The following is a 26,117-nucleotide window of genomic DNA, read 5'->3' as shown; positions in this document are numbered from 1 at the left end:
AAGATTCCTCCGACCGCCTGGTCGCCGCTGTCGCGCGACCAGGCTGTCGTCTTTATGGGGTAGCCTTCACAAAAAAGTTCGGGAACCCGTAAAATTCAGTTCGTGGGTATTACGTTGGTCGAGTCGACCAAGTCCGTCACCGGGCGCGCGCGTGCCGCGACCGTTCTGCTGGGGCCCGCGTTCGTCGCGGCCATCGCGTACGTCGATCCCGGCAACGTCGCGTCCAACATCAGCGCGGGCGCGCAGTTCGGCTACCTCCTGGTCTGGGTCATCGTGCTGGCCAACGTGATGGCGGGGCTGGTCCAGTTCCTCTCGGCCAAGCTCGGCCTGGTCACCGGGTGGTCGCTGCCGGAGGCGGTGCGCGCGAAGGCGAGCGGTCCGGTCCGGCTGGCCTACTGGGGCCAGGCGGAGACGGTCGCGATCGCCACCGACCTGGCCGAGGTGGTCGGCGGCGCCATCGCGCTCCATCTGCTGTTCGGCCTGCCCCTGCTGGTCGGCGGCGTGATCACCGGCGCGGTGTCGATGGTTCTGCTGCTGGTGCAGGACCGTCGCGGCCAGCAACCGTTCGAGCGGGTGATCACCGGGATGCTCGCGATCATCGCGATCGGATTCCTGGCGAGCGTGGTCATCGCCCCGCCGTCGGCCGGGGGCACGGTGGGCGGTCTCCTGCCGCGCTTCCAGGGCACCGAGAGCGTGCTGCTCGCCGCCGCCATGATCGGCGCCACGGTCATGCCGCACGCGGTCTACTTGCACTCCGGCCTGGCCCGCGACCGGCACGGGCAACCGGCGCCGGGGCCGCTTCGCGCGAGGCTGCTGCGGATCACCAAGGTCGACGTCGGGCTGGCCATGATCTTGGCGGGCACGGTGAATCTGGCCATGCTGCTCATGGCGGCCAACACCCTGCGGGGCCGAAACGTCGAGACCATCGAGGACGCGCACGCGGCCGTCGGCGACGTGCTCGGCCCGGCCGCCGCGCTGCTGCTCGCGATCGGCCTGCTCGCCTCCGGCCTGGCCTCGACGTCGGTCGGCGCCTACGCGGGCGCGATGATCATGCAGGGCCTGTTGCACCGGCGAATCCCACTGATCACACGCAGGCTGATCACGTTGATCCCCGCCATCGCGGTCCTGGCGCTGGGGATCGACCCGACCCGCGCGCTCATCATCTCCCAGGTGGTGCTGTCGTTCGGCATCCCGTTCGCGCTGATTCCCTTGGTGCGCTTCACGAGTGACCCCACGCTGATGGGCGCGGACGTCAACCATCGCGTGACCACCGCGTTGGCCTGGACGGTCGCGGCGATCATCTCCGTGCTCAATGCCGCCCTGATCTATCTCACCGTCACCGGGCGGTAGGCCGCCCGGCGCGGCGCGCCGATCAGACCCAGTTCTCGATCCAGTACTTCCAGATCCGTGGTGCGTAGGCGTCCAACGGCGGAACCCTGATGTCGGTGCCCGCCAGGGCCGCGCTGGTGTGCCTGCAGTCGAACCAGCAGGCGAATTCACTGTGCTCCAGCACGTCCAGCGGTACACCGACCCGGGGCAGCAGCCAGTTCGCGCCGGGGACCCGCAACATCATGTCCAACGTGCGCTTGGGCATCACCTCGACCAGATGCGGCGCGCCCGCCTCGTCGGCGAACAGGTTCAGCGCGTCGACCGCGCTCTGCCTGCGCGGATCCACCAGGTGATAGGTGATCTTGTCCGAGCCGGCGCGATGCGCGATGTGATCGAGGGCGCGAGCCACGAAATCCACCGGGACCATGTTCGTCTCGCCCAGTTTGGGCACCAGGACCGGCAGCAGCCTCGGCAGCTGCGCGCCCATGCGCAGTAGGCGGAAGAAGTAGTACGGGCCGTCGATCCGATCGATCTCGCCGGTCCTGGAATGCCCGATCACGATCGACGGGCGATAGATCCGCCAGCGCAGCGACGATTCCCGGACGATCCGCTCGCCCTCGAACTTCGCTCGCTGCATCGGGGTGGCCAGCGCCTGCCCGTGATCGAACATGTCCTCGGTGAACAGGCCCTCGGTGGACCCGGCCACCTCCACGGTCGAGACGTGGTGCAGCAAGCCGACGCCCAGCTCCTCGGCGACGTCGACCAGGTGCCTGGTCCCGCCGCCGCGCTCGGTCAGGTCGTAGCCCCCGGCCAGATGGAAGACGTGCTCGATGGCGCCGCGATGCCGGGCCAGCCAGGTCGGATCGATGCCGAGTCCCGGGGCGCCCAGATCGCCGCGCACCGGACGGACGCGGTCGCCGCCCGCCCATTCCTGCGCGCAGCAGGCGAACCGGTCGGCCGAGGCGTCGCCCGGCCGAACCAGCACGTGAATGTCACCCTCGCGTTTCAGGAGCTCAGGGATGAGAAAACGACCGATGAACCCAGTTGCCCCGGTAACCAGGTAAGTCATAGCCGATGAACATAGTCGCCTGTCGGTAGCTACGTTCCGGCGGGCTGATCAGTCGGCGAAGACGGGCTTGCGCTTGCTGAGCATCGCGGTCGCGCCCTCGATGAAATCGGGGGAGCGCAGCAGCTCGGTCTGCCCCGCCTTCTCGGCGGCCAGGGCCGCGTCCAGCGCCGTCAGCGTGGCCTGGTTCAGCGCGTGCTTGGTGAGTTCCAGCGCCCGGCGCGGACCCGTGGCGATCTTCTCGACCCCGGCCTCGACCGCGGCGTCGAGTTCGTCGTCGGGCACGACGGCGGTGAACAGACCGGCGGCCGCGGCTTCCCGGGCGGGCAGCCGTTCGCCGAGCAGTGCCATCCGCGCCGCCAGCGGGCGGCCCGCCGCCGCGGCCACCAGCGCGGCCGCCCCGCCGTCGGGCATCAAGCCGATGTTGATGAAGGCCAGCAGCAGGTAGGAGTCCTCGCTCGCGTAGACCAGGTCGGCGGCCAGCGCGATGCCTACGCCGACGCCCGCGGCGGCGCCGCGGATGCGCACGATCACCAGGACCGGCGCGTCGACGATGGCCCGCACCAGCCGGTTCGCCGCGTCCATCACCATGTCCGAGGTGATGCCCCGCCGCGCCTCGTCCGCGCTCGCCGAGAGATCGGCGCCGGTGCAGAAATCGCCGCCCTCGCCGGTCAGTACGATCGCCCGCACCGCGCGGTCGTCCGCCGCCGAGCGGAAGGCGTCCCCGAGCGCGACCATGGTGTCGTAGTCGATGGCGTTCTTCCGCTTCGGGTTGGTGATCGTGATCCGGAGCACCCTGCCGTCCTGGACCGCGGTGAACTTCGCGGCGGAGGGGGCGGCCGGGGCCGCGGAATCGTTGTTGCTCACGTTTGCTCCTAAGCTGCAATTCGCCGGACGCCAGGCCGTGAATAGTGGTTAACTTTGCGAATTGTGGTTAACTTAGGTTCCATTGTCGGGCGCTGTCAACCAGCGCCGCCGGAGAACGGAGAGGTGCATGGTCGCGGATCGCAGCGAGGTCGATCTCGCTCCCGCGCGCCCCGAACCGGGCAGGCGGGCGAGCGCTGAGGGCGCACCGTCGGTGCGCCGCCGTCCGAAGGACCGCAAGGTACAGATCATCCGGGCGGCCGCCCGCGCGTTCAGCGAACGCGGGTACTACCCGGTCGGCGTGGACGAGATCGCCGCCGAGGTCGGCATCTCCGGTCCCGCCCTCTACCGGCATTTCACGAACAAGTACGCGTTGCTGGTCGCCGCCGCGGAGGAGGGCGCGCAACACCTGCTGAACGTCGCCGAGGGGGCCGACGACACTCGGCTGGACCCGGTGCGGCGCGCCGACGCGCTGATCCGCGCGATCAGCGAGCACACCGTCGACATCCGCCGCGAGGCCGGGCTCTACCGCTGGGAGCGGCGCTATCTCGAGCGGGACGACCGCGTCCGGATCAAGAAGATCTACGACGACCTGAACAACACCCTCGCGGCGCCGATCGCGCTGCTGCGACCCGAGGCGCCGCCCGCGGACGTGGCGATGCTGGCCGCGGGCGTGCTCAGCGCGATCGCCAGCATCGCCGCGCACCGCACCGCACTGTCGAGCGCTCGGCTGCTTCCGCTGTTGCGCCAGATGTCCTGGGCCATTCTGCGCACCGAACTGCCTCCCGCGCCGGCCGAGCCGGATCCCGGCCCGCCCGTGCGCGGCATCCCGGTGACCTCCAAGCGCGAACAATTGCTCACCGAGGCCATCCGGATCTTCGGCAGGCAGGGGTATCACGAGGCGAGCATCGAGGAGATCGGCGCCGCCGTCGGCATCAACGCTTCCAGCGTGTACCGGTACTTCGCGAGTAAGGCCGACCTGCTCGCCGCGGCGTTCCACCGCACCGGCGACCGGCTGGCCATCGCGATCACCGAGGCGCTGGCCGAAGCCACGAGCCGGGCGGACGCCGCGCGCAACGTGGCCGACCGCTACGCCAAATTGAGTTTCGCCATGCCCGAGATCATGGCGGTGTACTACGCCGAGTTCGGCAACCTGCCGCAGGCCGAGCAGCACAAGCTGCGCGCCATCCAGCGGCAGAACGTGCTGGAATGGGCCAACCTGCTGGACGGCGACCCGGTGGAAGCGCGTTTCCGGGTGCACGCCGCCATCAGTCAGGTGATCGATGTGGGCAGGCTGATCCGATTCGATTCCCGGCCCGAGCAACTGGCCCGGGTCACCGCGCTGATGGACGCGGTGCTGCTCGCCGACAAGGCGCGCCCGGACGACGCCCGCCGTTAGCCCGCGCATGGCCGCGGGGGAGGCCGGAGGTACGCCGATGGGGCGCGGCCGGGCAGTGTCCGTGGTTGATCCGCGTATGGCCGCGGGGGAGGCCGGAGGTACGCCGATGGGGCGCGGCCGGGCAGTGTCCGTGGTTGATCCGCGCATCGCCGCAGCGAAGGCGGAGGTACGCGTGGGCGCGCCGCTCAGGGGCGGCGGCCGTGCCGGATCCGGAAGATCGTTCTGGCCAGGCGGAGATGGCGCGGGTGCCGGTCGAACGTGGACAGATTCACCGGCGCCTGATACCGCTTGCGGGTGATGGCCAGGGTCCGGCTGAACTCTCGTAGTCCCTGGTCGCCGTGGCTGTGGCCCTGGCCGTATTCGCCCACACCGCCGAAAGGCAGCGCGGGAATGCCCGCGTACGCGGTCGAGGAGTTGATGGTCACCACCCCGGCGCGCAGTTGCTCGGCGAACGCCTCGATCTCGTGCACGTCCCTGGTGAACACCGACACCGCGACGTCGGTGCCCACCGCGTTGATCCGCTCGGCGGCCTCGTCCATGCTCGCCACCTTGTTCACGATGAGCACCGGGCCGATGCCCTCGCCGGTGATCGCGGTGCTCTCCTCCGGCACTTCGGCCAGCACGATCGGCTCGATGTAGGGATCGCGGATGGAGTCCAGCCCGCCGACGACCGCGCGGCCGCCGCGGGCCACCGCGTCGCGCACCTGCCTGCGCACCACTTCGATCTGTGACTCCATGATCATCGGGCCGTAGGACGCCTTCCGGTCCGCGCCCGGCCGCAGCTTGCGGGCCTGATCCGCGACCAACTCCAGGAAGCGGTCGTAGACGGATTGGGCGACGTAGGCCCGTTGGATGCCGGTGGCGTTCTGCCCGGCGTTGGCCATCGCGCCGAACACGGCGGCCTCGGCGGCGTCGTCGAGTTTCGCGTCGACGTGCACGACCATGCTGCCCTTGCCGCTGCGCTCCACGACGACCGGCGTCATGGTCTGGGCGCACACCGAGATCACCTCGCGCGCACCGGCTTCGGAGCCGGCGTAGGCGATCTTGTCGACCTTCGCGCGGCACAGCGCGGTGCCGGTGGCCTTGTCTCCCGTAACCACTTGCAGCACCGGCTGGTTCGGTGCGAGCCGGGACCAGCTGTCGGCCAGCCACACGCCGACGCCGGTGGTCAGCTCGTGCGGCTTGAACACCACGGCGTTGCCCGCCGCCATCGCGTAGGCGATCGAACCCATCGGGGTGAACACCGGGTTGTTCCACGGGCCGAGCACGCCGACGACGCCCAGCGGCAGATACCCGACGGAGGCCCGCTGATTGCGGGTGAGCCAGTTGGAACCGATGCGCCGCCGGTCGAGTGCGCGGCCCGCGTTGCGCGCGGCCCAGTCGAGGTTCTCCACCGCGAGCATCACCTCGATCGCGGCGTCGGCTACCGGCTTCCCGGTCTCCTCGCACAGCAGTGAGACCAATTCGCCCGAGCGCCGGGCGATCTCGCGTTTCCAGTCCAGCAGCCACCGCTTCCGGCTGCTGAATCCGAGTTCGGCCCACCATTTTTCGGCGGAGCGAGCCGCTCGCACGGCGCGATTCAGTTCGCCCGCGCTCATCACGGCGTAGTTGCCGACGACCTCGCCGGTGCGCGGGTCATAGGACGTCAGGACATTCGTTCGGCCCGTTCCTCCCGGACGCGCCGCCAACCGTGACTGCGCGGACTCGGCCATGATCACCTCTCGCAGTGTCGAAACCGGCGTGCGGACCGCTCAGCGGGGCCACATCCGTGGACGAGTGAGTGTTTTCCCCCGCAAAGCAGACTATGGTCTGGCGCAGCGGGCCGACAAGGCTCGGCCGCGGCCTCGGTGTCCGGATCGGATCGCGCTCACCAGCGCCGATTCTCCGCACGGCGAACGGGCAGCGGAAAATGTGAGTAAGGACACAATGGGCGCACGCTGGTGCGGGTACCTCACGCGACGCGGCAGCCCGGGCGATCGGGCCGGTAACATCACGCCGAGCGCGACGGATCACCAATCCGAGCGTGCGCCCGCGCTCGGGCGACCTGGTCGCCGTACCGGCCGATAGTGGAGAGTTGATGCCGAGTTCCAACCAAGCGGATTCGCATGCGAGTGAGCCTGCGGTCCGGGTAACGGACGTTCGCAAGTCGTTCGGCGATGTGCACGCACTGCAGGGCGTCAGCTTCGTCGCCGAACGCGCTTCCGTCCTCGGCATCCTCGGGCCGAACGGCGCGGGCAAGACGACCATGGTGAAGGTCCTCTCCACGCTGCTGCGTGCCGACTCCGGCACCGCCGTCGTGGCCGGGTACGACGTGTCGAAGGACCCGGCGGGCGTGCGCCGCTCGATCATGATGACCGGCCAGTACGCGGCGCTGGACGAGAACCTCTCCGGCCGGGAGAACCTCGAGCTGTTCGGCAGACTGATGGGCCTGGGCAAGTCCACGGCCCGCAAGCGCGCCGACACCTTGCTCGAGGAATTCGATCTGGTGAGCGCGGGCCGCCGGGCCGTGCGCCACTACTCGGGCGGCATGCGCCGCCGCGTGGACATCGCCTGCGGGCTGGTGGTGCGTCCCGAGGTGGTGTTCCTGGACGAGCCGACCACCGGCCTGGACCCGCGCAGCAGGCAGGGCGTCTGGGACCTGGTGACCGCGCTGAAGACACAGGGCATCACGGTGCTGCTGACCACGCAGTACCTGGAGGAAGCCGACGTGCTCAGCGACAACATCATCGTGATCGACAAGGGCACGGTGATCGCCGAGGGCACCGCCGACGAACTCAAGGAGAAGACCGGCGGCAGCTACTGCGAGGTCGTCCCGCTGGATCAGAAGAAACTGCGCACCGCCGCGTACGCCCTTGGCGACCTGGTGCCGCCCGCGGTGCTGGCCGACATCGACGGCGGCGACCGGCTGTCCATCCCGGCGCCGGAAGGCGCAGCCACGCTGACCGAGGCGCTGCGCAGGCTCGACAGCGCCGGTGTCGAGCTGGCCGACATCGCGCTGCGCCGCCCCTCGCTCGACGACGTGTTCCTGTCCATCACCGGCCACTCGGGCGGGCGAGCGTGACCGCTGCGACCGCCCCGGAGCACACCGAGGCCGAGGTGACGCTGTTCGCCGAGTTGCCCGCGGCGCGGCTGTCGTCGTTCGCGCAGTGGCGCGCGCTGACCGGCCGCATCGTCCGCACCATGGCGACCAAGGGCGAGCTGATCGTCGCCGCGGTCACGCCGCTGATCTTCACCCTCGGTTTCTATCTGCCGTTGCGCTACGTGATGAAGATCCAGGGCGTCGACTACGCCCAGTACGTCATGCCGATCATTGTGTTGCAGACCATGGCCTTCACCATGATGTCGAACGCGCAGCTGGCCGCGTTCGAGGCGATGACCGGCCTGAGTACCCGACTGCAGACCATGCCGATCGGCACGCTGGTGCCGTTCACCTCGCGCATCTGCGCCGGGCTGGTCCGGTCGGTGACCTCGCTGACCGCCGCGGTGCTGTTCGGGTACTTGATCGGTTTCCGCTTCGTCGCAGGCGTCGGGCAGGCCGTGCTGTTCTGCGCGTTCTCTCTCGCGGTCGGCACGGTGCTCGCGGTCGGCGCCGACGGGCTCGGCAGTCTGACCAAGAGCCCGGAGTCGCTGAGTCAGGCGCTGACGCTGCCGACGCTGATCTTCGGCATGCTCTCCTGCGGGTTCGTGCCGGAACGCAACTTCCCGGAATGGATTCGCCCGTTCGTGCGCAATCAGCCGATCTCCCAGTTCTCCTTCGCGCTGCGCGACATGGCGGCCGACGGCGTGACCTGGCACGTGCTGTGGGTTCCGCTGGTGTGGTTGATCGGGCTGGCGGCGGTGTTCACCCCGTTGGCGATCTGGGCGAGTGTGAGGCGGTCATGAGTTCGGTGGAATCGACCGTGGAGCGCACCGCGCCGCAGACCGAGGTGTTCGAGGGACGCCCGGCCGAACCCCTGCCCGTCGTCCGGACGAGGCCGGAAGGCTCGCTGGTCACCTGGGTGGTGCAGAGCCTGATCCAGTGCAAGCGGCTGCTGCTGGTCTGGGCGCGTGATCCGGCGACGACCATCCAGACGCTGGTGTATCCCGCGCTCACCTTGGTGATGTTCTACATCGTGCTGAACAAGCCCGTCTCCGGGGCCACCGGCATGCCCGCCGTGTACGGCACGGTCCCGTTGTTGACGTTGGTCGCGGCGATGTCCGGCGCGGTGGTCAGCGCCCTCGGCTTCAAGACCGAGAAGATGACCGGGCTGCTCGGCCGGTTCTGGACGATGCCGGTGCACCGTGCGGCCGGATTCACCGGGCGGCTGCTCGCCGAGGCGATCCGTGTCCTGGTGACCACGGTGTTCGTCGTCGCGGTCGGTCTGCTGCTCGGTTTCCGCTTCGATCAGGGACCGGTCGCGGCGCTGGCGTTGATCGGCATCCCGGTGCTGTTCGGGGTGGCGTTCGCCGTCCTGGTCACCGCGCTTGCCACCGTGTCCGAGGGCGTGATGCTGGTGAACATCATCGGCATGATCAGCACCTTGCTGATGTTCTTCAACTCGGGTTTCGTTCCGGTTTTCGCCTACCCGATCTGGTTGCAGGACGTGGTGGCGCATCAGCCGATGAGTTGCGCGATCGATGCGATGCGCGGGTTGTCCTACGGCGGTGCGGTCGCCGACCCGCTGCTCGAGACGCTCGCCTGGACGCTCGGGATGATCGTCGTCTTCGCCTACCCGGCGATCAGGGGATACCGGCGGGCCGCGGAAACGGGGCCGTAGCCACCAGTCGTCACCGTGCGCCGGGTTCCGATCATCGGACCCGGCGTTCGGCGTCTTCGCGCGGTTCGGCGAACTCGTAATCCAGCCAGCGGTTCCGATTGGCCCAGCCGACCAGGTCGTAACGCCAGCGGAACGGCCAGGTGTGCGCGACCGTGCCGAACAGCACAGCGCCCAGCGCCGTGTAGTCGTCGTGCGCGGACAGCAGGGCGCGCTGACCACGCGGGGTGGCGCTGAAGAACGCGTCGAACATGGCGATGGACTGCTCGGTGGTGAGTCTGCCGAGGCCGTAGAGGCCGCGCATCCGCATCCAATACACCAGCCGTGCGCGCGGCGGCCACAGCGCGGCGATGGGGTCGCGCCCTTCCAACAGCGCGGTGATCGCGGTGTCGACCAGTGCCAGTGAGTCGGCGACGCTGTACCCGGTGCACGGGTGCATCATGCCGCCGCGCGAGCCGAACGCAATCGCGCGCGCCTTGCCGGTGCGTGGCGGCGGCTGGTCGAGTGGATAGTGCGCCGCCTCGCTCGGTTCGTCGCCGGTGAGCCGGATGCCGTGCGCGGCGAGGCGCGCGAGTGTGCGCTTGCGCAGTTCGTGCTGCGGCATGCCGCCCCGGAGGCCGAGACTGGTCTCCTCGAAGATCACCGTGCCGTCGCCGAGCGGCACCGCGTAGAGGAACGACGGCGGCTCGTCCGGGCCCGCGCCGTTCTCCGGCCGCCAGTCCAGCAGCAGGCCCTCGCCTTCGGCGATCATCGGCGCGGCCGCCTCGGCGTCGACGAAGATGCCGTGCGCGCTCGCCCCGCGGCGGCGTCCCAGCGGGGGCAGCCCACGGGCGTCGAACACCGCCGCCGCCCGGTGCACCGTGCCGTCGGCGAGTTCGACCTCGTGCGCGTCCACCCGCGTGGCGCGGCCCGCGACGACGGTGGCGTCATCGAGCGGTAGCACCGCGCGCAGGCCGGGTTTGGACAGCACGCAGTAGGGACGGTCGATGCGATGCTCGGTCTTCGTCCACACTCTGGGCGCCGGGATGGTCGTCGCGACAGCCGTGGACGGCAGCCATTGCGGCAGCTCGTCCACCCAGCAGGAGAAGGTGGGCGGCCACAGCCGTTCGGGGCGGGGGTCGATCGCGGTCACCGACAGCCCCGCGATCATGGCGCGGTGCGCGAGCGCCCGTCCGGTGGGACCGAGCCCGACCACGCACACATCGACTTCCCGGTCCGCGCTGACACCCATAGGGGCATTCAATCCGGTGGGCCGACGGAAGCGCAACTATTCCACGCCTGCGAGCCCAAGGAATTCGGGTCTCGCTATTTCGGAATCGGATCGGTTCGAAACGGTGCGAATTCCGGTGCACCGGCATGCCCCCAGAATCGGTGGCCCAGCAACTTCAGTCGTGAAACGGCTCGGGACAGGCCATAGCCTGAGCTCGGAACGCGAGGCGTTTCGGGATTCGGGATAAGGGGAGTCATGAGAGGGAGCCACCTCCGCCGGTTGCTGCTGTCGGCGGTCGTCGCCGGCGCTGCGGCCGCATCGGCAATGGTCTCGGTGCAGGCCCAGGCCGCGCCCGCGGAGTCTTCTATTGTTTCCGTGCAGGAGCACAGTGCGCGGAACCTGACATTGACGGTGCATTCCGCTGCCATGGATCTCGATATTCCGGTGGAAGTGCAGCGCGCCGCGGACACCAGCGTTCCCCGGCCGGTGCTGTATCTGCTGCTCGGCGCGGCCGGTGGCATCGACGGCTCGACCTGGGCCACGAAGACCGACGCGATGCAATTCCTCGCGGACAAGAACGTGCACGCGGTCACGCCGATCGGCGGCATGTTCAGCTACTACGCGGACTGGGAGAAGGACGACGCCAGGTTGGGGCGCCAGAAGTGGCGGACCTTCCTGAGCCGCGAACTGCCTCCGCTGATCGACTCGTATCTCGGGACCAGCGGGCGCAATGCCCTCGCGGGGTTCTCGATGTCGGGGACCACGACACTCGCGCTCGCCGCGACCACGGGTGACCTGTACTCCGGCGTCGCCGCATACAGCGGTTGCGCGCAGACCAGCGATCCGGTCGGCCGTGAGTTCGTCCGGCTGACCGTCGAGGAATGGGGTCTCGCGGAACTGGACAACATGTGGGGGCCCGCGGGCGACCCGCAATGGGTGGCCAATGATCCCTACGTGCAGGCGGAGGGATTGCGTGGCAAATCCATCTACATCGCCAGTGGAAATGGCATCCCCGGCGTCTACGACCGATACGGCGGGAAATATTCGCTGAACGGTCCGTGGGGTTTCGCGAATCAGCTCGTCGTCGGCGGTGTGATCGAAGCGGCCACCAATTACTGCTCGCACAACATGAAAGACCGGCTGGACAGCCTCGGAATCCCCGCGCGATACAACTTCCGCCCGGAAGGCACCCATTCCTGGGGCTATTGGGAGGACGCGCTGAAGGATTCGTGGCCGACGCTGGCCGCTCCATTGGGAATCTGATCCGCGGGAATTCGAAATGACTGTTCGCACTCGGGCCGCGCGCGTCGTCGGCCTCATGATGGCCGCTGCCTGTGTGGCGCTGTGCCATGCGCCGACCGCGGCCGCCGCCCCGGAGACACCGGCGCTGGACGGCGCCAACGACTGGGCCTGCAAGCCGACACCGGCGCGACCGGAGCCGGTGGTGCTCGTGCACGGCTCGGGCACCGATATCGGCCGCAGCTTCCCCCTGCTCGCGCCGGCCATCCGGGCCGAGGGTCATTGCGTGTTCGCCGCGAATCTCGGCGCCGCGCCGGGCGTCGTGGACGCTGTGAGCGGGCAGACCGGCTCCAGTTCCACCGGCGTCGGGCCGATCGGCGCCGCACTGCTGGGACGTGTCGTCTACGGCGTGGCCGACATCGACCGGATGGCGGGCGAGCTCGCCGAAGTCGTGCGGGCGGTGCGGGAGACGACGGGCGCGAGGCGGGTGGCGCTGGTCGGCCACTCCACCGGCGGCACGGTGATCCGGCAGTATCTGCGCGCCCGCGGCGCGGAGGCGGTGTCCCAAGTGGTGACTCTCGGCACGCCGTATCGCGGCTCGACCTGGGCCGGGTTGCGCGGCAGCTATCCGGACCTGGCCGCGCTCGGCCTGGGCGACGCGCAGATCGCGGCCCAGGTCTTCGGGACTCCGGGCCAGCAGCAGGTGGCCGGGTCACCGCTGCTGAACCGGCTGAACGCGGGAGGCGAGACCGTGCCCGGTCTCCGGTACACGGCCATCGCCTCCCGCGCCGACCAGGTGATCACGCCGCAGGACACCGCCCTGCTCGCTGCGCCCGACCCAGCCGACCGCAACGTGTGGCTGCAGGACGGATGTCCTGCCGACGCGGCCGACCACAGCGGCATGCTGGAAGACCCACGCGCCACCGCCGCCGTTCTCTCCGCGCTCGCCGGGGATCGGCGAACGTTGCCCTGCTGAGCGCACCCTGGCCGGACCGGATCACGAAGATGGAGAACCTCGGTGAGTCTCGGCATTACTTGTAGCGGGCTGCGCCGCGAATTCGCCGGAGTCGCGGTGGTCGACGACGTGACCTTCCGCGCCCCCGCGGGCCGGGTCACCGCGGTCGTCGGGCCGAACGGCGCGGGCAAGACGACGCTGTTGTCGATGCTCGCCGGTCGGTTGCGGCCACACCGAGGGTGGCTCCGCGTGGAGGACGCGGATCCGAGCGCAGAGCCATGGGTGGTCCGCTCCCGGGTCGGCTGGGTCCCCGACGTGTACGAGAGCAGCGAGACCTGGTCGGTCGCGGAGGTCGTGCGGTTCTCCGCGAAGATCGCGGGCCACAGCGCGGACGCGGCCGATGAACTGGTCGATCGGGCAATGCATCTCGCGCGTTTGGCGGGCTCCGCTTCCACGCCCGTTCTCCGTCTGTCCCGGAGTGACAAGAAGTGGCTCGGCCTGGCCAGAGCGCTGGCCGCGGGTACGACGGCACTCGTACTGGACAACCCGATGGCCGACTTGGACCACGACGGGCGTCGCTATCTGGCCGGAATGCTGCGAGCTCTCGCGCGCCAGGACATGACGATCGTCGTTTCTGCTTGTCTCGCCGACGATCTCGCCGGATGCGCGGAGAACATCCTGCACATCGATCATGGGCGACTCGTCGCGGGCGACGCATCGGTTCCGGCCCCGGTCGAACCTCGGACAGCTTTCGCGGGACCGGACGCGCGCGGCTCGCGGAGGCCGGCTACTTCGGTGTGACCCAGGTGGTGATGTCCGCGTGCACCACTTCCAGGCCGTGCTTGTCGTAGATCGACACCGGTACCACCAGCTCGCGCCCCTCGGTGATGCTCGCGAAGTCGGGGATCTCGGCCAGCCGCGCGACGGCCCGCAGCCCGGTCTCGGCTTTCGCCAGATATCGCACGTTCATCGCCTTGGGGATCCATCGGTGCGTGGCGGGCACGGTCGCCTCGCTGAGCATGCCCATCGCGACCTCGGCCAGATTGCACGCCGCGATCGCGTGGAAGGTGCCCAGATGGTTGTGGATGCCGAACCACTTCGGGGAGGTGACCTCGCACAACCCCGGTTCGAGCCGGACCACGTTCGGCAACACGGTGCCGAAGTAGGGCACCCGCGCCACCATCCCGAGCGAGAACAGGGCATGCCCCAGCCGGTTGTCCGGCAGCTTCTTCCAGCCGCGATAGGTCACGGTCTCTTTTGCCATGCGGCGTATCTTACTCAAAAGTAAGTTCGTGGCCAGCCCCACCGATTTGAAGTGACTCGCGGGGATCGTGCATACTGTTCGGGTTGCCTTGCACCGGGCCGTGTCTGTTTCCAGGTGAAACAGCTGGTCGGGCGGGGCGAGCAGTACCCCATCGAGTACCTCGCCGGGTTTCTGGCGTGGGTACGTCCGGGACAGTGTTCCAGGCCTGAGATGCATCGCGATCCGAGGCCGAGGAATGAGCGGACGGGCGACACGCCCGACCGCGTGTACCGGAGAACCATGACAGATGAACAGCGGCGAGGATCGGGCGTGCCCGGTCAGGGTCTCCACTGAGACGTCTTCGTGTGTTCGGGCTGTGCAAATGAGGGTGGTCCAGAGGACTGGTATAGCCGGGCTTCCGGACCACGAAGGAAAGCGGAGAAAAGGACACTTAGCGTGGCGGGACAAAAGATCCGCATCAGGCTCAAGGCCTATGACCACGAGGCGATCGACGCATCGGCGCGCAAGATCGTGGAGACGGTGACCCGCACCGGGGCACGCGTCGTCGGCCCGGTGCCGTTGCCGACCGAGAAGAACGTGTACTGCGTCATCCGTTCGCCGCACAAGTACAAGGACTCGCGCGAGCACTTCGAGATGCGCACGCACAAGCGGCTTATCGACATCCTCGACCCGACGCCGAAGACGGTGGACGCGCTCATGCGCATCGACCTGCCGGCCAGCGTCGACGTCAACATTCAGTGACGGGGACTCGAGACATGACTGACAACAAGAACAGGCCGGCCGCCGGCATCCTGGGCACCAAGCTCGGTATGACCCAGGTCTTCGACGACAACAACCGCGTCGTTCCCGTGACCGTCATCAAGGCCGGGCCGAACGTCGTCACCCAGATTCGCACCGTGGAGCGCGACGGCTACAGCGCCGTCCAGGTCGCCTTCGGCGCCATCGATCCGCGCAAGGTGACCAAGCCGGTCTCCGGCCAGTTCACCAAGGCCGGTGTCACGCCGCGCCGCCACGTCGCCGAGATCCGCGTCGCGGACGCCTCCACCTTCGAGGTCGGCCAGGAGATCAGCGCCGAGGTGTTCGAAGAGGGCAGCTACGTCGACGTCACCGGCACCAGCAAGGGCAAGGGCTTCGCGGGCACCATGAAGCGCCACGGCTTCCGTGGCCAGGGCGCCTCGCACGGTGCGCAGGCCGTGCACCGCCGTCCGGGCTCGATCGGTGGCTGCGCCACCCCCGGCCGCGTGTTCAAGGGCATGCGCATGTCGGGCCGGATGGGTAACGACCGCGTCACCACGCAGAACCTGTCGGTGCACAAGGTCGACGCCGAGAACGGCCTGCTGCTGATCAAGGGAGCGATCCCGGGTCGCAAGGGCGGCGTCGTGATCGTCAAGAGCGCCGTGAAGGGTGGTGCGCACGCATGACGAGCCTCGAGAAGAAGGCCAACCTGACGTTGCCGGTCAAGGAGATCGGCGGCAAGACCAACGGCACCGTCGACCTCCCCGCGGAGATCTTCGACGTGACCGCCAACATCGCGCTGATGCACCAGGTCGTCGTGGCCCAGCAGGCCGCGGCCCGCCAGGGCACGCACGCGACCAAGACCCGTGGCCAGGTCTCCGGCGGCGGCAAGAAGCCGTACCGGCAGAAGGGCACCGGTCGCGCCCGCCAGGGTTCGACCCGCGCGCCGCAGTTCACCGGCGGTGGCACCGTGCACGGCCCGCAGCCGCGCGACTACACCCAGCGCCTGCCCAAGAAGATGAAGGTCGCCGCCCTGCGTGGCGCCCTGTCCGACCGGGCGCGCAACGAGCGCATCCACGTGATCACCGAACTGGTGGCGGGCCAGACCCCGTCCACCAAGACCGCCAAGAGCTTCCTGGCCGAGCTGTCGGACCGCAAGAAGCTCCTGGTCGTGGTCGGCCGCGAGGACGTCGCCGCGTGGAAGAGCGTGGCGAACCTGCAGAACGTGCACCCGATCGCCCCGGACCAGCTCAACACCTACGACGTGCTCAACAGCGACGACGTGGTGTTCAGCGTCGAGGCGCTCAACGCGTTCGTGCACGGCCCGGCCGAGGCTGCACAGGAGGAGAGCAAGTGACCACCATCGCCGACCCCCGCGACATTCTGCTGGCGCCGGTCATCTCCGAGAAGTCCTACGGACTGATCGAGGAAGGCACCTACACCTTCCTGGTGCACCCGGACTCGAACAAGACGCAGATCAAGATCGCCGTGGAGAAGGTCTTCGGTGTGAAGGTGACCAGCGTCAACACCGCCAACCGTCAGGGCAAGCGCAAGCGGACCCGCTTCGGTTACGGCAAGCGCAAGAACACCAAGCGCGCGCTCGTGACCATCTCGGCCGACAGCAAGCCCATCGAGATCTTCGGAGGCCCGGTCGCGTAAGCGCCCGGGAATCCAGAAAGCAGAGAAGAACTCATGGCAATCCGTAAGTACAAGCCGACTACGCCGGGCCGCCGCGGCTCCAGCGTCTCGGACTTCGCCGAGATCACCCGGTCGACCCCGGAGAAGTCGCTGCTGCGCCCGCTGACCAAGTCCGGCGGCCGCAACGCCCACGGCCGGATCACCACCCGGCACCGCGGTGGCGGGCACAAGCGCGCCTACCGTCTGATCGACTTCCGTCGTCTGGACAAGGACGGGATCCCGGCCAAGGTCGCGCACATCGAGTACGACCCGAACCGCACCGCGAACATCGCGCTGCTGCACTTCGTGGACGGCGAGAAGCGCTACATCATCGCCCCCAAGGGCGTGACGCAGGGCACCCGCATCGAGTCCGGCCCGACGGCCGACATCAAGCCGGGCAACAACCTGCCGCTGCGCAACATCCCGACCGGTACCACGATCCACGCCGTGGAGCTGCGTCCGGGCGGCGGCGCCAAGCTGGCCCGCTCGGCGGGCATGAGCATCCAGCTGCTGGGTAAGGAAGGCCCCTACGCCACGCTGCGTATGCCCTCCGGTGAGATCCGTCGCGTCGACGTGCGCTGCCGCGCCACCGTCGGCGAGGTCGGCAACGCCGAGCAGTCGAACATCAACTGGGGCAAGGCCGGCCGCATGCGCTGGAAGGGCCGCCGCCCCACGGTCCGTGGTGTCGTCATGAACCCGGTCGACCACCCGCATGGTGGTGGTGAGGGCAAGACCTCCGGTGGTCGCCACCCGGTCTCGCCCTGGGGTCAGCCGGAAGGCCGCACCCGCAAGCCCAACCGTCCGAGCGACAAGCTCATCGTCCGCCGTCGCAAGACCGGCAAGAAGCGCTGAAGGAGGAGGTAAGAAATGCCACGCAGCCTCAAGAAAGGCCCGTTCGTCGACGACCACCTCCTCGCGAAGGTGGACGTGCAGAACGAGAAGGGCACCAAGCAGGTCATCAAGACCTGGTCGCGTCGTTCGACCATCATCCCCGATTTCATCGGTCACACGTTCGCGGTGCACGACGGCCGCAAGCACGTGCCGGTGTTCATCTCGGACAACATGGTCGGGCACAAGCTCGGTGAGTTCGCGCCGACCAGGACGTTCAAGAGCCACGTCAAGGAAGACCGGAAGAGCAAGCGGCGATGACGACGACTGAGACTCAGAACCCGACCGCGCGCGCGACCGCCAAGCACGTTCGCGTGACCCCGATGAAGGCACGCCGTGTCGTGGACCTGGTCCGCGGCAAGCGCGTCGAGGACGCCCTCGCCCTGCTGAAGTTCGCGCCCCAGGCCGCGAGCGAGCCGGTCGCCAAGGTCGTCGCGAGCGCCGCGGCCAACGCCGAGAACAACCTCGGCCTGAACCCGGCCACGCTGGTGATCTCGACCGCCTACGTCGACGAGGGCGCCACCCTGAAGCGGTTCCAGCCGCGTGCCCAGGGCCGTGCGTTCCGCATCCGCAAGCGCACCAGCCACATCACCATCGAGGTCGAGAGCATCCCCACCGCCGGTGGAGCCACTCGTAACCGCCGGAAGGGAGGGGCAAAGTAAATGGGACAGAAGATCAACCCCCACGGCTTCCGCCTCGGTATCACCACCGACTGGAAGTCACGTTGGTACGCGGACAAGCAGTACGCGGACTACGTGAAGGAAGACGTCGCGATCCGCAAGCTGCTGGCCACCGGCATGGAGCGGGCGGGCATCGCCAAGGTCGAGATCGAGCGCACCCGTGACCGCGTGCGAGTGGACATCCACACCGCGCGTCCGGGCATCGTGATCGGCCGCCGCGGCGCCGAGGCCGACCGCATCCGCGCCGAGCTGGAGAAGCTGACCGGCAAGCAGGTGCAGCTGAACATCCTCGAGGTGAAGAACCCCGAGTCGGATGCGCAGCTGGTCGCTCAGGCCGTGGCCGAGCAGCTGTCCAACCGTGTGGCGTTCCGTCGCGCGATGCGCAAGGCCATCCAGTCGGCCATGCGTTCGCCGAACGTCAAGGGCATCCGTGTGCAGTGCTCGGGCCGCCTCGGCGGCGCCGAAATGTCGCGCTCGGAGTTCTACCGCGAGGGTCGGGTGCCGCTGCACACGCTGCGCGCCGACGTCGACTACGGCCTCTACGAGGCCAGGACCACCTTCGGTCGCATCGGCGTGAAGGTCTGGATCTACAAGGGCGACATCGTCGGTGGCAAGCGTGAGCTGGCCGCCGCTGCCGCCGCGCCCGAGCGTCCGCGCCGGGAGCGGCCGAGCCGCCCGCGTCGGTCCGGTTCCACCGGCACCACCGCGACCAGCACCGAGGCCGGGCGCGCCGCCACCGCGGTGGCCGACGCCCCGGCAGAGACACAGGAGGGCTGACGCATGCTGATGCCTCGCAAGGTGAAGCACCGCAAGCAGCACCACCCGGGCCGTTCCGGTACGGCCAAGGGCGGCACCTCGGTGGCGTTCGGCGATTTCGGCATCCAGGCGCTGGAGCCGGCGTACGTCACCAACCGGCAGATCGAGTCGGCGCGTATCGCGATGACTCGCCATATCCGCCGTGGCGGCAAGATCTGGATCAACATCTACCCGGATCGCCCGCTGACCAAGAAGCCCGCCGAGACCCGCATGGGTTCCGGTAAGGGTTCGCCGGAGTGGTGGGTCGCGAACGTCAAGCCCGGTCGCGTGATGTTCGAGATGAGCTACCCGAACGAGGAGACCGCTCGTGAGGCCCTGCGCCGCGCGATGCACAAGCTCCCGATGAAGTGCAGGATCGTGACCAGGGAGGAGCAGTTCTGATGGCTACCGGAACACCGGCCGCAGAGCTCCGCGAGCTCACCGAAGAGGAGTTGGTGGCCAAGCTGCGCGACTCCAAGGAAGAGCTGTTCAACCTGCGCTTCCAGATGGCGACGGGTCAGCTGGACAACAACCGTCGTCTGCGCGTCGTCCGTCACGAGATCGCGCGCATCTACACGGTCATGCGTGAGCGCGAGCTCGGTCTGGCCACCGGACCCGCTGGCAAGGGAGATGCCGCATGAGCGACAAAGCAGAAGGGCAGCGCGGCACCCGTAAGGTGCGGGTCGGCTACGTTGTCTCGGACAAGATGAACAAGACGATCGTCGTCGAGCTGGAAGACCGCAACCGGCACCCGCTCTACGGCAAGATCATTCGCACCACCTCGAAGGTGAAGGCGCACGACGAGAACGAGGTCGCGGGCATCGGCGACCGCGTTCAGCTGATGGAGACCCGTCCGCTGTCGGCCACCAAGCGCTGGCGTCTGGTCGAGGTCCTGGAGAAGGCCAAGTAAGCCTCTCCGGCACGGCGTGAAACCCGAAGGCCCGCTTCCCGTTCTCGGAGGCGGGCCTTCGCCGTATCCGGTCGCGTCCGAGGAATTCTCTTGCCGTCCACCCTGCGTGGGTACTGTCGTGTTGCGGGTGGCGATCGAGCAAACCGGCGGACTCCTGGCCTGACCGGAACTGCGATAGGTGGCGCCGACGGCCGATGCGGAGGATGAGCGGTGGGGAATGTGAGTCGATCCGAACAGACCTATGATCGAGCGCTGCTGCGGGAACATCTGCTGAAAACGCGGATAGCGGGTGATGTCGCGACGCCTCGGGAGGGGAATCTCGCGAACTATCGCAAGATGGTGTCGAAGGATCCTGGGTATCAGTTCGGGCTGACGCTGAAGGATTGGACCTTCGCCGAGACGCTGGAGATGATGGCGCGTCTGTGCGGGGTCAGCCCCGACCCGCGGCATGTGCGGGGTCCGGACACCATCGACGTCGACCTGACGCTCGACGCGCTCGACGCGATGGGAGCGCGGATCGGGCTCGCCGCTCGTCGTCGCGAGACGGTGATCCTGGCGACCGGGCATCCGGACACACTCATGGGCGTGTATCGCGCTGTCGAGGACGCGTTACGCGCGGCAGGATGCGTGGTGCTCGTGCCAGCTGCCGGGTGGTCCTATCGGGTCACCACGCCATGGGGCCCGCAGCATCGCGAGATCCTCTACACCTCGGGAGTTGCCGCGCTGGGCACCGACGGCACGCTGCGACACACTCATGACCCGCATCCGATGCGGGCGGCCCTGCGGGAGTTGCGCGAGGCCGAAACCGGCCAATGGCCCGACCTGGTCGTCGCCGACCACGGCTGGGCCGGTGCGGCAGGGGAGGCGGGCATCGAGACCGTGGGATTCGCCGACAGCAACGACCCCGCACTGTTCGCCGGGCAAGCGGAGGGGAAGATCGCGGTCACGGTGCCTCTCGATGACGGAGTCCATCCCGACTACTACGGTCCGCTGACCGCTTATCTGCTCGGCCAGGCCGGACTCACCGGCTGAGGACACCCCGGTGCCGTGTGTCGCACACGATGGTTTCCAGATCCGACTGCGCTGGGCGCCAAGGTAATTCGGCCATAGCCTTGGCTGGGTCGCTGATCAGGGCGGCCGGTTCTGGCGCCGGTGGTCGATGGATCAGCTGAATTCGACGTCCGGTCCGCCGCTCGACCGCGGCCACGACGTCGAGAATGCTGCTGCCGCGGCCGCTGCCGATGAGAAAGCGCCTGAATTCGCCTTTCGGCGGTATGTTCTCGATACACGCGACGAAAGCCGCTGCGGCGTCGTCGATATGCAGATAGTCGCGGACAGCGCTGCCGTCGCCGTTGACTTCCAGAGCCGAGCCCTTCCTCGCGGCGGCGAATGCTCGGGGAATCAAGCGCGTCGGATCGGGATCCGCGCCGCCGGCCACGTTCATCAAGCGCAGCACGGTAGCGGACAAGCGACCGGTGCCCGCCTGCGCGCTGATCGCCCACTCGGCGGCCAGCTTGCTCGCCGCGTACGGGTGCGGGGGCGCGTCGGGTAGACGCTCTGTCATCGGCTGTCGTGCGGGAGTTCCGTATATCGAGCCGGTCGAAGCGAAGACGAGCCGCGATATTCCGGCGGCGGCCATGGCGTCCAGCAACGCGACGGTCCCGCCGGTATTGACGCGGAAGTACCGCAGCGGATCGGCCGCCGACTCGCGCGCCCGAGTAAGCCCACCGAGATGGCACACCGCCTCCACGCCGTCCACAGCTTTCCGAAGCCCGTCCTCATCCAGCAGGTCGGCGACCCGAGTCGGCACCCGCAGAGGCGAACCGCAGTCGCGAACCATCGCGATCGGCTCGTGCCCGGCTCCAGCCAGCAGTCTTACGACCGCCTGGCCCAGATAGCCGTTCGCTCCGGTGACGAGAACGCGCACCATGCGATTTTGTCACTGCTGTTGCCTGAGAAGGCGGAATAAACAAAGAGCCTATTGGTATCAGATCTGATACCATGAGTGTATGGCTTGGACCATGCGGTTGCCGGAGGACGAAGAGGCGGCGCTGAATGCGCAAGCGGATGCCGAGGGGCGCTCGAAACACGAGATCACTCGTGATGCTGTCCGGGCTTACCTCATGCGACATCGCAGGTGGGAGTCGCCACTGCTCAGTGATGACGAGACTTTCGATCTAGGTGGGCCCATTGGTAAGGATGACATCCGTAATGCGATGAACCGGCCGGCATGATCGTAATCGCAGATACCTCAGGAATCCTCGCGCTCTTCAATCGCTCGGACCCTGAGCACTTTGCGGTGCGCCGAGCTGCCGATTCGGCGAGCGCCATCGTTGTCAGTCCGCTGGCGCTGACCGAGGTGCATCATGTGGCGAGCGCCCGAGCCGGACGCGAGGCGGCCGACGGCATCCTCGCTCTGATCGCCGACCGGGTGGCGTCGACGCGGATCGTCATCTCAGGCGTCGATGCGGCACAGCTGCACGCCGCGGTCGACATCCGTGGAAAGTACGGCAATCTGAATCTGGACCTGGTGGGCGCTGTATGCGTAGCTCTGGCAGACGAATTCGATACCGACGCGATCCTCACGCTCGACCGCCGCGATTTTCGAACCTTGCGGCCCGTCGGCCGTTACTCCGCTTTCCGCGTCTTGCCGGACGATTGGCGTTCCGATACCTAGATGCCCCAGCTGGCACGGCAAGGTGGACCGGGCGCAGGCTCGGAATGAACCGTGATCGAGGACTGCCGTGGTTGAGTAGGGTGGTGGAGGTCGGGCGAGCTCGGTTGGCCGCGGGAGCGTTGTTCGTGCGCGGCGATGACGTGTTGCTCGTGCACAAGACGTATGGCAATGGGTGGGATCTACCGGGTGGGTATGTGGAGCCGGGGGAGGCGCCCGCTGCGGCTTGTCGGCGGGAACTCTTGGAGGAGCTCGGGATCGGCCGTTCCGTTCATCGGCTGCTGGTGCACGACTGGGCGCCGAGCCCTGGTGAGGGCGACAAGGTCCTGTACATATTCGACTGCGGTGCACTCGGCGACGATGAGCGGGTCCTCCGATTGCAGGAGTCGGAACTCGATGCCTGGCGGTGGGTCTCGGTCGCCGGCGTTCATGACTACGTGTTGCCGCGTCTGGCTCGACGTCTGCGGCAAGCACACCTGGCATACATCGACGGCTGTCCCCGGTATCTCGAACACGGATATCCGGTCGGGCAGGTCGATTAGCTGAGCGAAGGCTCGCAGCGGCAGGTCGGACCGGCGGTCGTGCGGGGTCTTGCGCTATACGTATACATCTACTTATAGTGAGACGACGGCCCGGACTTTCTGGGAACATCGAATCCGCACCGGTAGAGGCGGATTCGGGGTGGGCCGGTCGACGGTAGACGCATGCCTACATGCGCACTGATCTATGAAACGGGGAAATCATGACCACTGATCCGAACAACCTGAGCGGCGTGGACACTGTCGAGGAGCAGGCCCGCGGCGTCACCATCGTCAAGGAATCAGCCGAGCCGGGCGACGTGGACGACCTGCGCCAAATCGTGTTGCGCGTGGGTCCGGGTGGCGGGCGTCAGCAGCGGTTCTTCGGCAGACTGCTCGGCGAATCCCGCGAATACGGCAAGGTCGGGATGAACGTCGTGCGGGTCTACGTGAGCCGGAAAGGCAAATTCGTGGTGCACCGCCGGGAATCGGACTGGCGCGAAATGTCCGTCGCGATCGACTGGACCGAATGGAAGAACTGGCGCGAGCTGCTGCGGCCCGGCAGTGGCGAGCGCGAATGGGGTGACTACACGGTGGAGATCGTGGACTCGCCCGCCGAGTTGCGGGGCCGGATTCCGGAGCACATCTACCGGACTGTCGTCGACGTGGCCGAGCACCCGAACTCGCAGGACCTGCAGATCTGAGATACCGCCGCTTTTCCACATCCGGAAAGGATCTATTCGCAGATGTTCGCACGACTGGGGGCCGTGGTCGTCCACAATCCGTGGAAGGTGATCGGCCTGTGGGTGCTGCTCGCCATCGCGGTGGTGGCCGCGGCGCCGGAACTGAAATCCACTACAGACCAATCAGCTTTCCTGCCCTCGCATTACGAGTCCATCCAGGCGTTGGAGTTGCAGCAGAAGGCTTTCCCGGACAGCTCCGCTCCCGCGGCGATCATCGTGTTCGCCCGGAAGGACGGCACGCCGTTGACCGGTGCGGACGCCGCTTCGGTCGTCTCGATCGGCAATGAGCTGCGCGACGCGCAGGTCAAGGACGTCATCGGGATGCAACCGACGCCGCCGTCGGAGAACCGCCTGGTCCAGATCATCGCGGTGCAGATGACGAAGGTGACGAATCCGAACGACACCACCCAAGGCGACGCGGTCAAGGCGCTGCGCAAGGAGCTGACCGCGCGCGTCGCGAACACCGAGCTGAAGGCGGGCATCACCGGCCAGGCGGCGCAGGTGCTGGACCAGCGGGAATCGGGCGACAAGGGGCTGGCCATCGTCGGTATCGCCACCGTCGTGCTGATCCTGGTGCTGTTGCTGGTCATCTTCCGCAGCCCGGTGATCGCGTTGCTGCCGATCGTCGTGATCGGCGCGATCTCCAGCATGGTGAGTGGGCTGATCGCCGTGGTGGCCAAGGCCTTCGACTTGCAGATCGACGCATCGATCAATGCCATTCTGGTGGTGGTGCTGTTCGGTGTCGGCACCGACTACATCCTGTTCCTGATGTTCCGCTACCGCGAGCGGCTGCGCGCGGGCGAGGATTCGAAGACCGCCATGGTCAACGCCGTCACCCGGGTGGGTGAGGCGATCACGTCCGCGGCGGGCGCGGTGATCATCGCGTTCATGGCACTGGTGCTGTCCACGCTCGGCATGTTCCGCGCCATGGGCCCGGCGCTGGCGATCGCGGTGGCGGTCGCGCTGGCGGCGGGGCTGACGCTGGTGCCTGCGGTGGTCTCGCTGCTGGGCACCAAGGTGTTCTGGCCGTCCAAGGCGTGGCGCATCGAACCGAAGGGCGCGCGATTCACCGCGATCGGCAATGCGCTCGGCCGGCGGCCCGCTGTGTTCGCCGCGGTCTCCGGCGGTTTGCTGGTCGTGCTCGGGATCTTCGCCTTGGGTTTCCACCCCACATTCGACCTCAGCTCGGGGCAAACTTCGGAGGCCTCCGAATCCGTTGTCTACAGCAAGGAATTGGTCAAGGGCCTGCCCGCGGGGACGACCCAGCCTTCGGACGTCCTGTTGCAGTCCGGCGGTGGTGAATTGGCGGTCGATCAACTCGCCGCCTACCGCGCCGCGCTGGCCGCGGTGCCGGGAGTGGGACAGGTGGGGGAGCCGAAGTTGTCCGCGGACAAGTCGATCGCCGACTTCGCGGTGACGCTCTCTGCCGCGCCCGAGTCGGACGCCGCGCTGGACACCGTCAAGGGACCGTTGCGCGATGTCGCGCATTCCGCGGCGCCCGCCGGTGCCACCGCCGCCGTCGGTGGTCTGACCTCGGTCTTCGTCGACTTCCAGGAAGCGATGGCGCGTGACTACGCGATCGTGTTCCCGGTGGCGGCGATCCTGATCATGATCGTGCTGGGGTTGCTGCTGCGTAGCCTGGTCGCGCCGTGGTACCTGATGGCCTCGGTGTTCCTCGGCTTCGCCGCCACGCTCGGTGCCGCGGTGCTGGTGTTCCAGCACTTCCGGGGCGAGACCGGTCTGATCTTCACGCTGCCGGTGATCATGTACCTGTTCGTGGTCGCGCTGGGCACCGACTACAACATCCTCATGGTCGCCCGGTTGCGGGAAGAAGCGCGCGAGGGCAACGAACCGAAACGGGCCGCGGCGCTGGCCGTGCGGCACACCGGCCCCACCATCGCGGCGGCCGGGGTGATCCTGGCGGGCACCTTCGCATCGATGATGCTGGCGGGCAACAACGTTCTCGCACAGATGGGCTTCGCCATCTCGGTGGGTATCGCGATCGCCGCCTTCGTCATGGCGATGTTCTTCACGCCCGCGCTCACGGCGCTCATCGGGCACAAGGCGTGGTGGCCGGGGCACGGGGACGAGAAGCCCGAGGGCTCTGGACCGGAGTCTCGCGAGGTCGTCGGGACTTCGGTCGGCGAGAGCTGAGCGGGACCGGAACTCGCGGACACCGCGGATGAGTGAACCGGAATAGAGCTGTGCGCCCGATTCATCGGGCGCACAGCCTTTTCCGCACGAAGAACGCACGTCGTGACCGGACGGTCACCGGGCGCGGGAAACTCCGTGCGTGCGGTCCAGACCTTGTCCGGTGCCGCCACGCTCGATACTCATGCCAAGGCGGCCATATAGCCGCCGCTCACGGGTGATGCCGCCGCCCCAGCCGCAGGAGTCTCGCCACCTCCGACAGACGC

31 protein-coding genes are annotated in these 26,117 nt (G+C 68.0%); 25 read left to right on the top strand and 6 right to left on the bottom strand.

Annotated elements, in window-relative coordinates; genetic code table 11:
* Positions 1-108 precede the first annotated feature (108 nt).
* Positions 109-1,350, top strand: coding sequence for an Nramp family divalent metal transporter (locus tag ACIA5H_RS04935; RefSeq protein WP_355076312.1), 1,242 nt, complete (start codon positions 109-111; stop codon positions 1,348-1,350).
* Positions 1,351-1,372: 22 nt separating this feature from the next.
* Here ACIA5H_RS04935 and ACIA5H_RS04930 read toward each other — a convergent pair whose 3' ends face one another.
* Entirely contained in the window at positions 1,373-2,398 is a 1,026-nt protein-coding gene (locus ACIA5H_RS04930; RefSeq protein ID WP_356964880.1) for an SDR family oxidoreductase, read from the bottom strand.
* Between the two features lie 48 nt (positions 2,399-2,446).
* Complete coding sequence (locus ACIA5H_RS04925; RefSeq protein ID WP_397073972.1) at positions 2,447-3,262, bottom strand: enoyl-CoA hydratase-related protein; 816 nt, start codon at positions 3,260-3,262, stop codon at positions 2,447-2,449.
* Positions 3,263-3,389: 127 nt separating this feature from the next.
* Between ACIA5H_RS04925 and ACIA5H_RS04920 the strand changes: the two genes are divergently transcribed.
* Positions 3,390-4,658 carry a TetR/AcrR family transcriptional regulator gene (locus ACIA5H_RS04920; protein WP_397073970.1) on the top strand — a complete coding sequence of 423 codons (1,269 nt, stop codon included), beginning with the start codon at positions 3,390-3,392 and terminating at the stop codon, positions 4,656-4,658.
* 185 nt (positions 4,659-4,843) lie between these two features.
* Here ACIA5H_RS04920 and ACIA5H_RS04915 read toward each other — a convergent pair whose 3' ends face one another.
* The gene (locus tag ACIA5H_RS04915) at positions 4,844-6,370 is read right to left on the bottom strand and encodes an aldehyde dehydrogenase family protein (protein ID WP_356964898.1); all 1,527 of its coding nucleotides are present in this window, start codon (positions 6,368-6,370) and stop codon (positions 4,844-4,846) included.
* A gap of 365 nt (positions 6,371-6,735) precedes the next feature.
* Between ACIA5H_RS04915 and ACIA5H_RS04910 the strand changes: the two genes are divergently transcribed.
* Genes ACIA5H_RS04910 through ACIA5H_RS04900 form a run of 3 tightly spaced genes read left to right on the top strand, consistent with a single transcriptional unit; the run spans position 6,736 to position 9,415 of the window.
* On the top strand, positions 6,736-7,719 hold the full coding sequence (locus tag ACIA5H_RS04910) for an ATP-binding cassette domain-containing protein (RefSeq protein ID WP_355076010.1): 984 nt from the start codon (positions 6,736-6,738) through the stop codon (positions 7,717-7,719).
* 35 nt (positions 7,720-7,754) lie between these two features.
* On the top strand, positions 7,755-8,540 hold the full coding sequence (locus tag ACIA5H_RS04905) for an ABC transporter permease (protein WP_355076316.1): 786 nt from the start codon (positions 7,755-7,757) through the stop codon (positions 8,538-8,540).
* On the top strand, positions 8,537-9,415 hold the full coding sequence (locus tag ACIA5H_RS04900) for an ABC transporter permease (RefSeq protein WP_356964876.1): 879 nt from the start codon (positions 8,537-8,539) through the stop codon (positions 9,413-9,415). The genes ACIA5H_RS04905 and ACIA5H_RS04900 overlap by 4 nt, the downstream gene beginning before the upstream one ends.
* 31 nt (positions 9,416-9,446) lie before the next feature.
* On the opposite strand, the gene ACIA5H_RS04895 is transcribed toward ACIA5H_RS04900, so the two are convergent.
* Positions 9,447-10,643, bottom strand: coding sequence for a lycopene cyclase family protein (locus ACIA5H_RS04895; protein WP_397073967.1), 1,197 nt, complete (start codon positions 10,641-10,643; stop codon positions 9,447-9,449).
* A gap of 234 nt (positions 10,644-10,877) precedes the next feature.
* On the opposite strand from ACIA5H_RS04895, the gene ACIA5H_RS04890 reads away from it, so the two are divergent.
* From ACIA5H_RS04890 to ACIA5H_RS04880, 3 genes are read left to right on the top strand one after another with little or no spacing between them, the layout of a single operon-like run.
* On the top strand, positions 10,878-11,885 hold the full coding sequence (locus ACIA5H_RS04890; protein WP_379251930.1) for an alpha/beta hydrolase: 1,008 nt from the start codon (positions 10,878-10,880) through the stop codon (positions 11,883-11,885).
* Positions 11,886-11,901: 16 nt separating this feature from the next.
* A complete protein-coding gene (locus tag ACIA5H_RS04885; protein ID WP_397073964.1) occupies positions 11,902-12,837 on the top strand; it encodes a lipase family alpha/beta hydrolase in 936 nt (311 codons plus the stop codon).
* A gap of 42 nt (positions 12,838-12,879) precedes the next feature.
* Complete coding sequence (locus ACIA5H_RS04880) at positions 12,880-13,617, top strand: ATP-binding cassette domain-containing protein (RefSeq protein WP_397073962.1); 738 nt, start codon at positions 12,880-12,882, stop codon at positions 13,615-13,617.
* On the opposite strand, the gene ACIA5H_RS04875 is transcribed toward ACIA5H_RS04880, so the two are convergent.
* Positions 13,604-14,080: a hotdog fold domain-containing protein gene (locus ACIA5H_RS04875; RefSeq protein WP_379251933.1), complete on the bottom strand. Its 477-nt coding sequence runs from the start codon at positions 14,078-14,080 to the stop codon at positions 13,604-13,606. The genes ACIA5H_RS04880 and ACIA5H_RS04875 overlap by 14 nt on opposite strands.
* 435 nt (positions 14,081-14,515) lie before the next feature.
* On the opposite strand from ACIA5H_RS04875, the gene rpsJ reads away from it, so the two are divergent.
* The 12 genes from rpsJ (at position 14,516) to ACIA5H_RS04815 (ending at position 20,797) form a co-directional block, all read left to right on the top strand.
* The gene (gene rpsJ / locus ACIA5H_RS04870; RefSeq protein WP_003938093.1) at positions 14,516-14,821 is read left to right on the top strand and encodes a 30S ribosomal protein S10; all 306 of its coding nucleotides are present in this window, start codon (positions 14,516-14,518) and stop codon (positions 14,819-14,821) included.
* A 14-nt stretch (positions 14,822-14,835) separates the two neighbouring features.
* The gene (rplC, locus tag ACIA5H_RS04865) at positions 14,836-15,501 is read left to right on the top strand and encodes a 50S ribosomal protein L3 (RefSeq protein WP_355076024.1); all 666 of its coding nucleotides are present in this window, start codon (positions 14,836-14,838) and stop codon (positions 15,499-15,501) included.
* On the top strand, positions 15,498-16,172 hold the full coding sequence (rplD, locus tag ACIA5H_RS04860) for a 50S ribosomal protein L4 (protein ID WP_039795438.1): 675 nt from the start codon (positions 15,498-15,500) through the stop codon (positions 16,170-16,172). Before rplC ends, rplD begins: the two co-directional genes overlap by 4 nt.
* The gene (gene rplW / locus ACIA5H_RS04855) at positions 16,169-16,474 is read left to right on the top strand and encodes a 50S ribosomal protein L23 (RefSeq protein WP_011207266.1); all 306 of its coding nucleotides are present in this window, start codon (positions 16,169-16,171) and stop codon (positions 16,472-16,474) included. The genes rplD and rplW overlap by 4 nt, the downstream gene beginning before the upstream one ends.
* Positions 16,475-16,507: 33 nt before the next feature.
* Positions 16,508-17,344 carry a 50S ribosomal protein L2 gene (gene rplB / locus ACIA5H_RS04850; protein WP_039795441.1) on the top strand — a complete coding sequence of 279 codons (837 nt, stop codon included), beginning with the start codon at positions 16,508-16,510 and terminating at the stop codon, positions 17,342-17,344.
* Positions 17,345-17,359: 15 nt separating this feature from the next.
* A complete protein-coding gene (gene rpsS / locus ACIA5H_RS04845; protein ID WP_014981659.1) occupies positions 17,360-17,641 on the top strand; it encodes a 30S ribosomal protein S19 in 282 nt (93 codons plus the stop codon).
* Positions 17,638-18,042: a 50S ribosomal protein L22 gene (rplV, locus tag ACIA5H_RS04840; protein WP_039795443.1), complete on the top strand. Its 405-nt coding sequence runs from the start codon at positions 17,638-17,640 to the stop codon at positions 18,040-18,042. The genes rpsS and rplV overlap by 4 nt, the downstream gene beginning before the upstream one ends.
* Positions 18,043-18,837 carry a 30S ribosomal protein S3 gene (gene rpsC, locus ACIA5H_RS04835; protein ID WP_379251934.1) on the top strand — a complete coding sequence of 265 codons (795 nt, stop codon included), beginning with the start codon at positions 18,043-18,045 and terminating at the stop codon, positions 18,835-18,837.
* A gap of 3 nt (positions 18,838-18,840) precedes the next feature.
* On the top strand, positions 18,841-19,257 hold the full coding sequence (gene rplP, locus ACIA5H_RS04830; RefSeq protein WP_063021258.1) for a 50S ribosomal protein L16: 417 nt from the start codon (positions 18,841-18,843) through the stop codon (positions 19,255-19,257).
* Positions 19,257-19,496 carry a 50S ribosomal protein L29 gene (gene rpmC / locus ACIA5H_RS04825; RefSeq protein WP_040864843.1) on the top strand — a complete coding sequence of 80 codons (240 nt, stop codon included), beginning with the start codon at positions 19,257-19,259 and terminating at the stop codon, positions 19,494-19,496. The genes rplP and rpmC overlap by 1 nt, the downstream gene beginning before the upstream one ends.
* A complete protein-coding gene (gene rpsQ / locus ACIA5H_RS04820; protein ID WP_355076029.1) occupies positions 19,493-19,765 on the top strand; it encodes a 30S ribosomal protein S17 in 273 nt (90 codons plus the stop codon). Before rpmC ends, rpsQ begins: the two co-directional genes overlap by 4 nt.
* Positions 19,766-19,984: 219 nt before the next feature.
* On the top strand, positions 19,985-20,797 hold the full coding sequence (locus ACIA5H_RS04815; RefSeq protein ID WP_397073957.1) for a phosphatase: 813 nt from the start codon (positions 19,985-19,987) through the stop codon (positions 20,795-20,797).
* Here the strand turns inward: ACIA5H_RS04815 and ACIA5H_RS04810 are convergent.
* On the bottom strand, positions 20,787-21,695 hold the full coding sequence (locus ACIA5H_RS04810; protein ID WP_397073955.1) for an NAD-dependent epimerase/dehydratase family protein: 909 nt from the start codon (positions 21,693-21,695) through the stop codon (positions 20,787-20,789). The two genes, ACIA5H_RS04815 and ACIA5H_RS04810, sit on opposite strands and share 11 nt — an antisense overlap.
* Positions 21,696-21,774: 79 nt before the next feature.
* Here ACIA5H_RS04810 and ACIA5H_RS04805 point away from each other — a divergent pair, with 79 nt between their 5' ends.
* The 5 genes from ACIA5H_RS04805 to ACIA5H_RS04785 all read left to right on the top strand — a co-directional run bounded on the left by ACIA5H_RS04805 (position 21,775) and on the right by ACIA5H_RS04785 (position 25,854).
* A complete protein-coding gene (locus tag ACIA5H_RS04805; protein WP_051046219.1) occupies positions 21,775-21,999 on the top strand; it encodes a CopG family transcriptional regulator in 225 nt (74 codons plus the stop codon).
* On the top strand, positions 21,996-22,442 hold the full coding sequence (locus tag ACIA5H_RS04800; protein WP_397073953.1) for a type II toxin-antitoxin system VapC family toxin: 447 nt from the start codon (positions 21,996-21,998) through the stop codon (positions 22,440-22,442). Before ACIA5H_RS04805 ends, ACIA5H_RS04800 begins: the two co-directional genes overlap by 4 nt.
* An 80-nt stretch (positions 22,443-22,522) precedes the next feature.
* A complete protein-coding gene (locus ACIA5H_RS04795; RefSeq protein WP_379252174.1) occupies positions 22,523-22,981 on the top strand; it encodes an NUDIX domain-containing protein in 459 nt (152 codons plus the stop codon).
* Between the two features lie 200 nt (positions 22,982-23,181).
* On the top strand, positions 23,182-23,661 hold the full coding sequence (locus ACIA5H_RS04790; RefSeq protein ID WP_397073950.1) for an EXLDI protein: 480 nt from the start codon (positions 23,182-23,184) through the stop codon (positions 23,659-23,661).
* A 42-nt stretch (positions 23,662-23,703) separates the two neighbouring features.
* Positions 23,704-25,854, top strand: coding sequence for an MMPL family transporter (locus ACIA5H_RS04785; RefSeq protein WP_379251938.1), 2,151 nt, complete (start codon positions 23,704-23,706; stop codon positions 25,852-25,854).
* The last annotated feature ends 263 nt before the right edge of the window (positions 25,855-26,117 follow it).

It is taken from the genome of Nocardia sp. NPDC051900, from assembly GCF_044452545.1.
Taxonomy (GTDB): Bacteria; Actinomycetota; Actinomycetes; order Mycobacteriales; family Mycobacteriaceae; genus Nocardia; species Nocardia sichangensis.
Note: the sequence above shows the minus strand (reverse complement) of the source record. Positions and strands in the feature narration are given on the sequence as shown.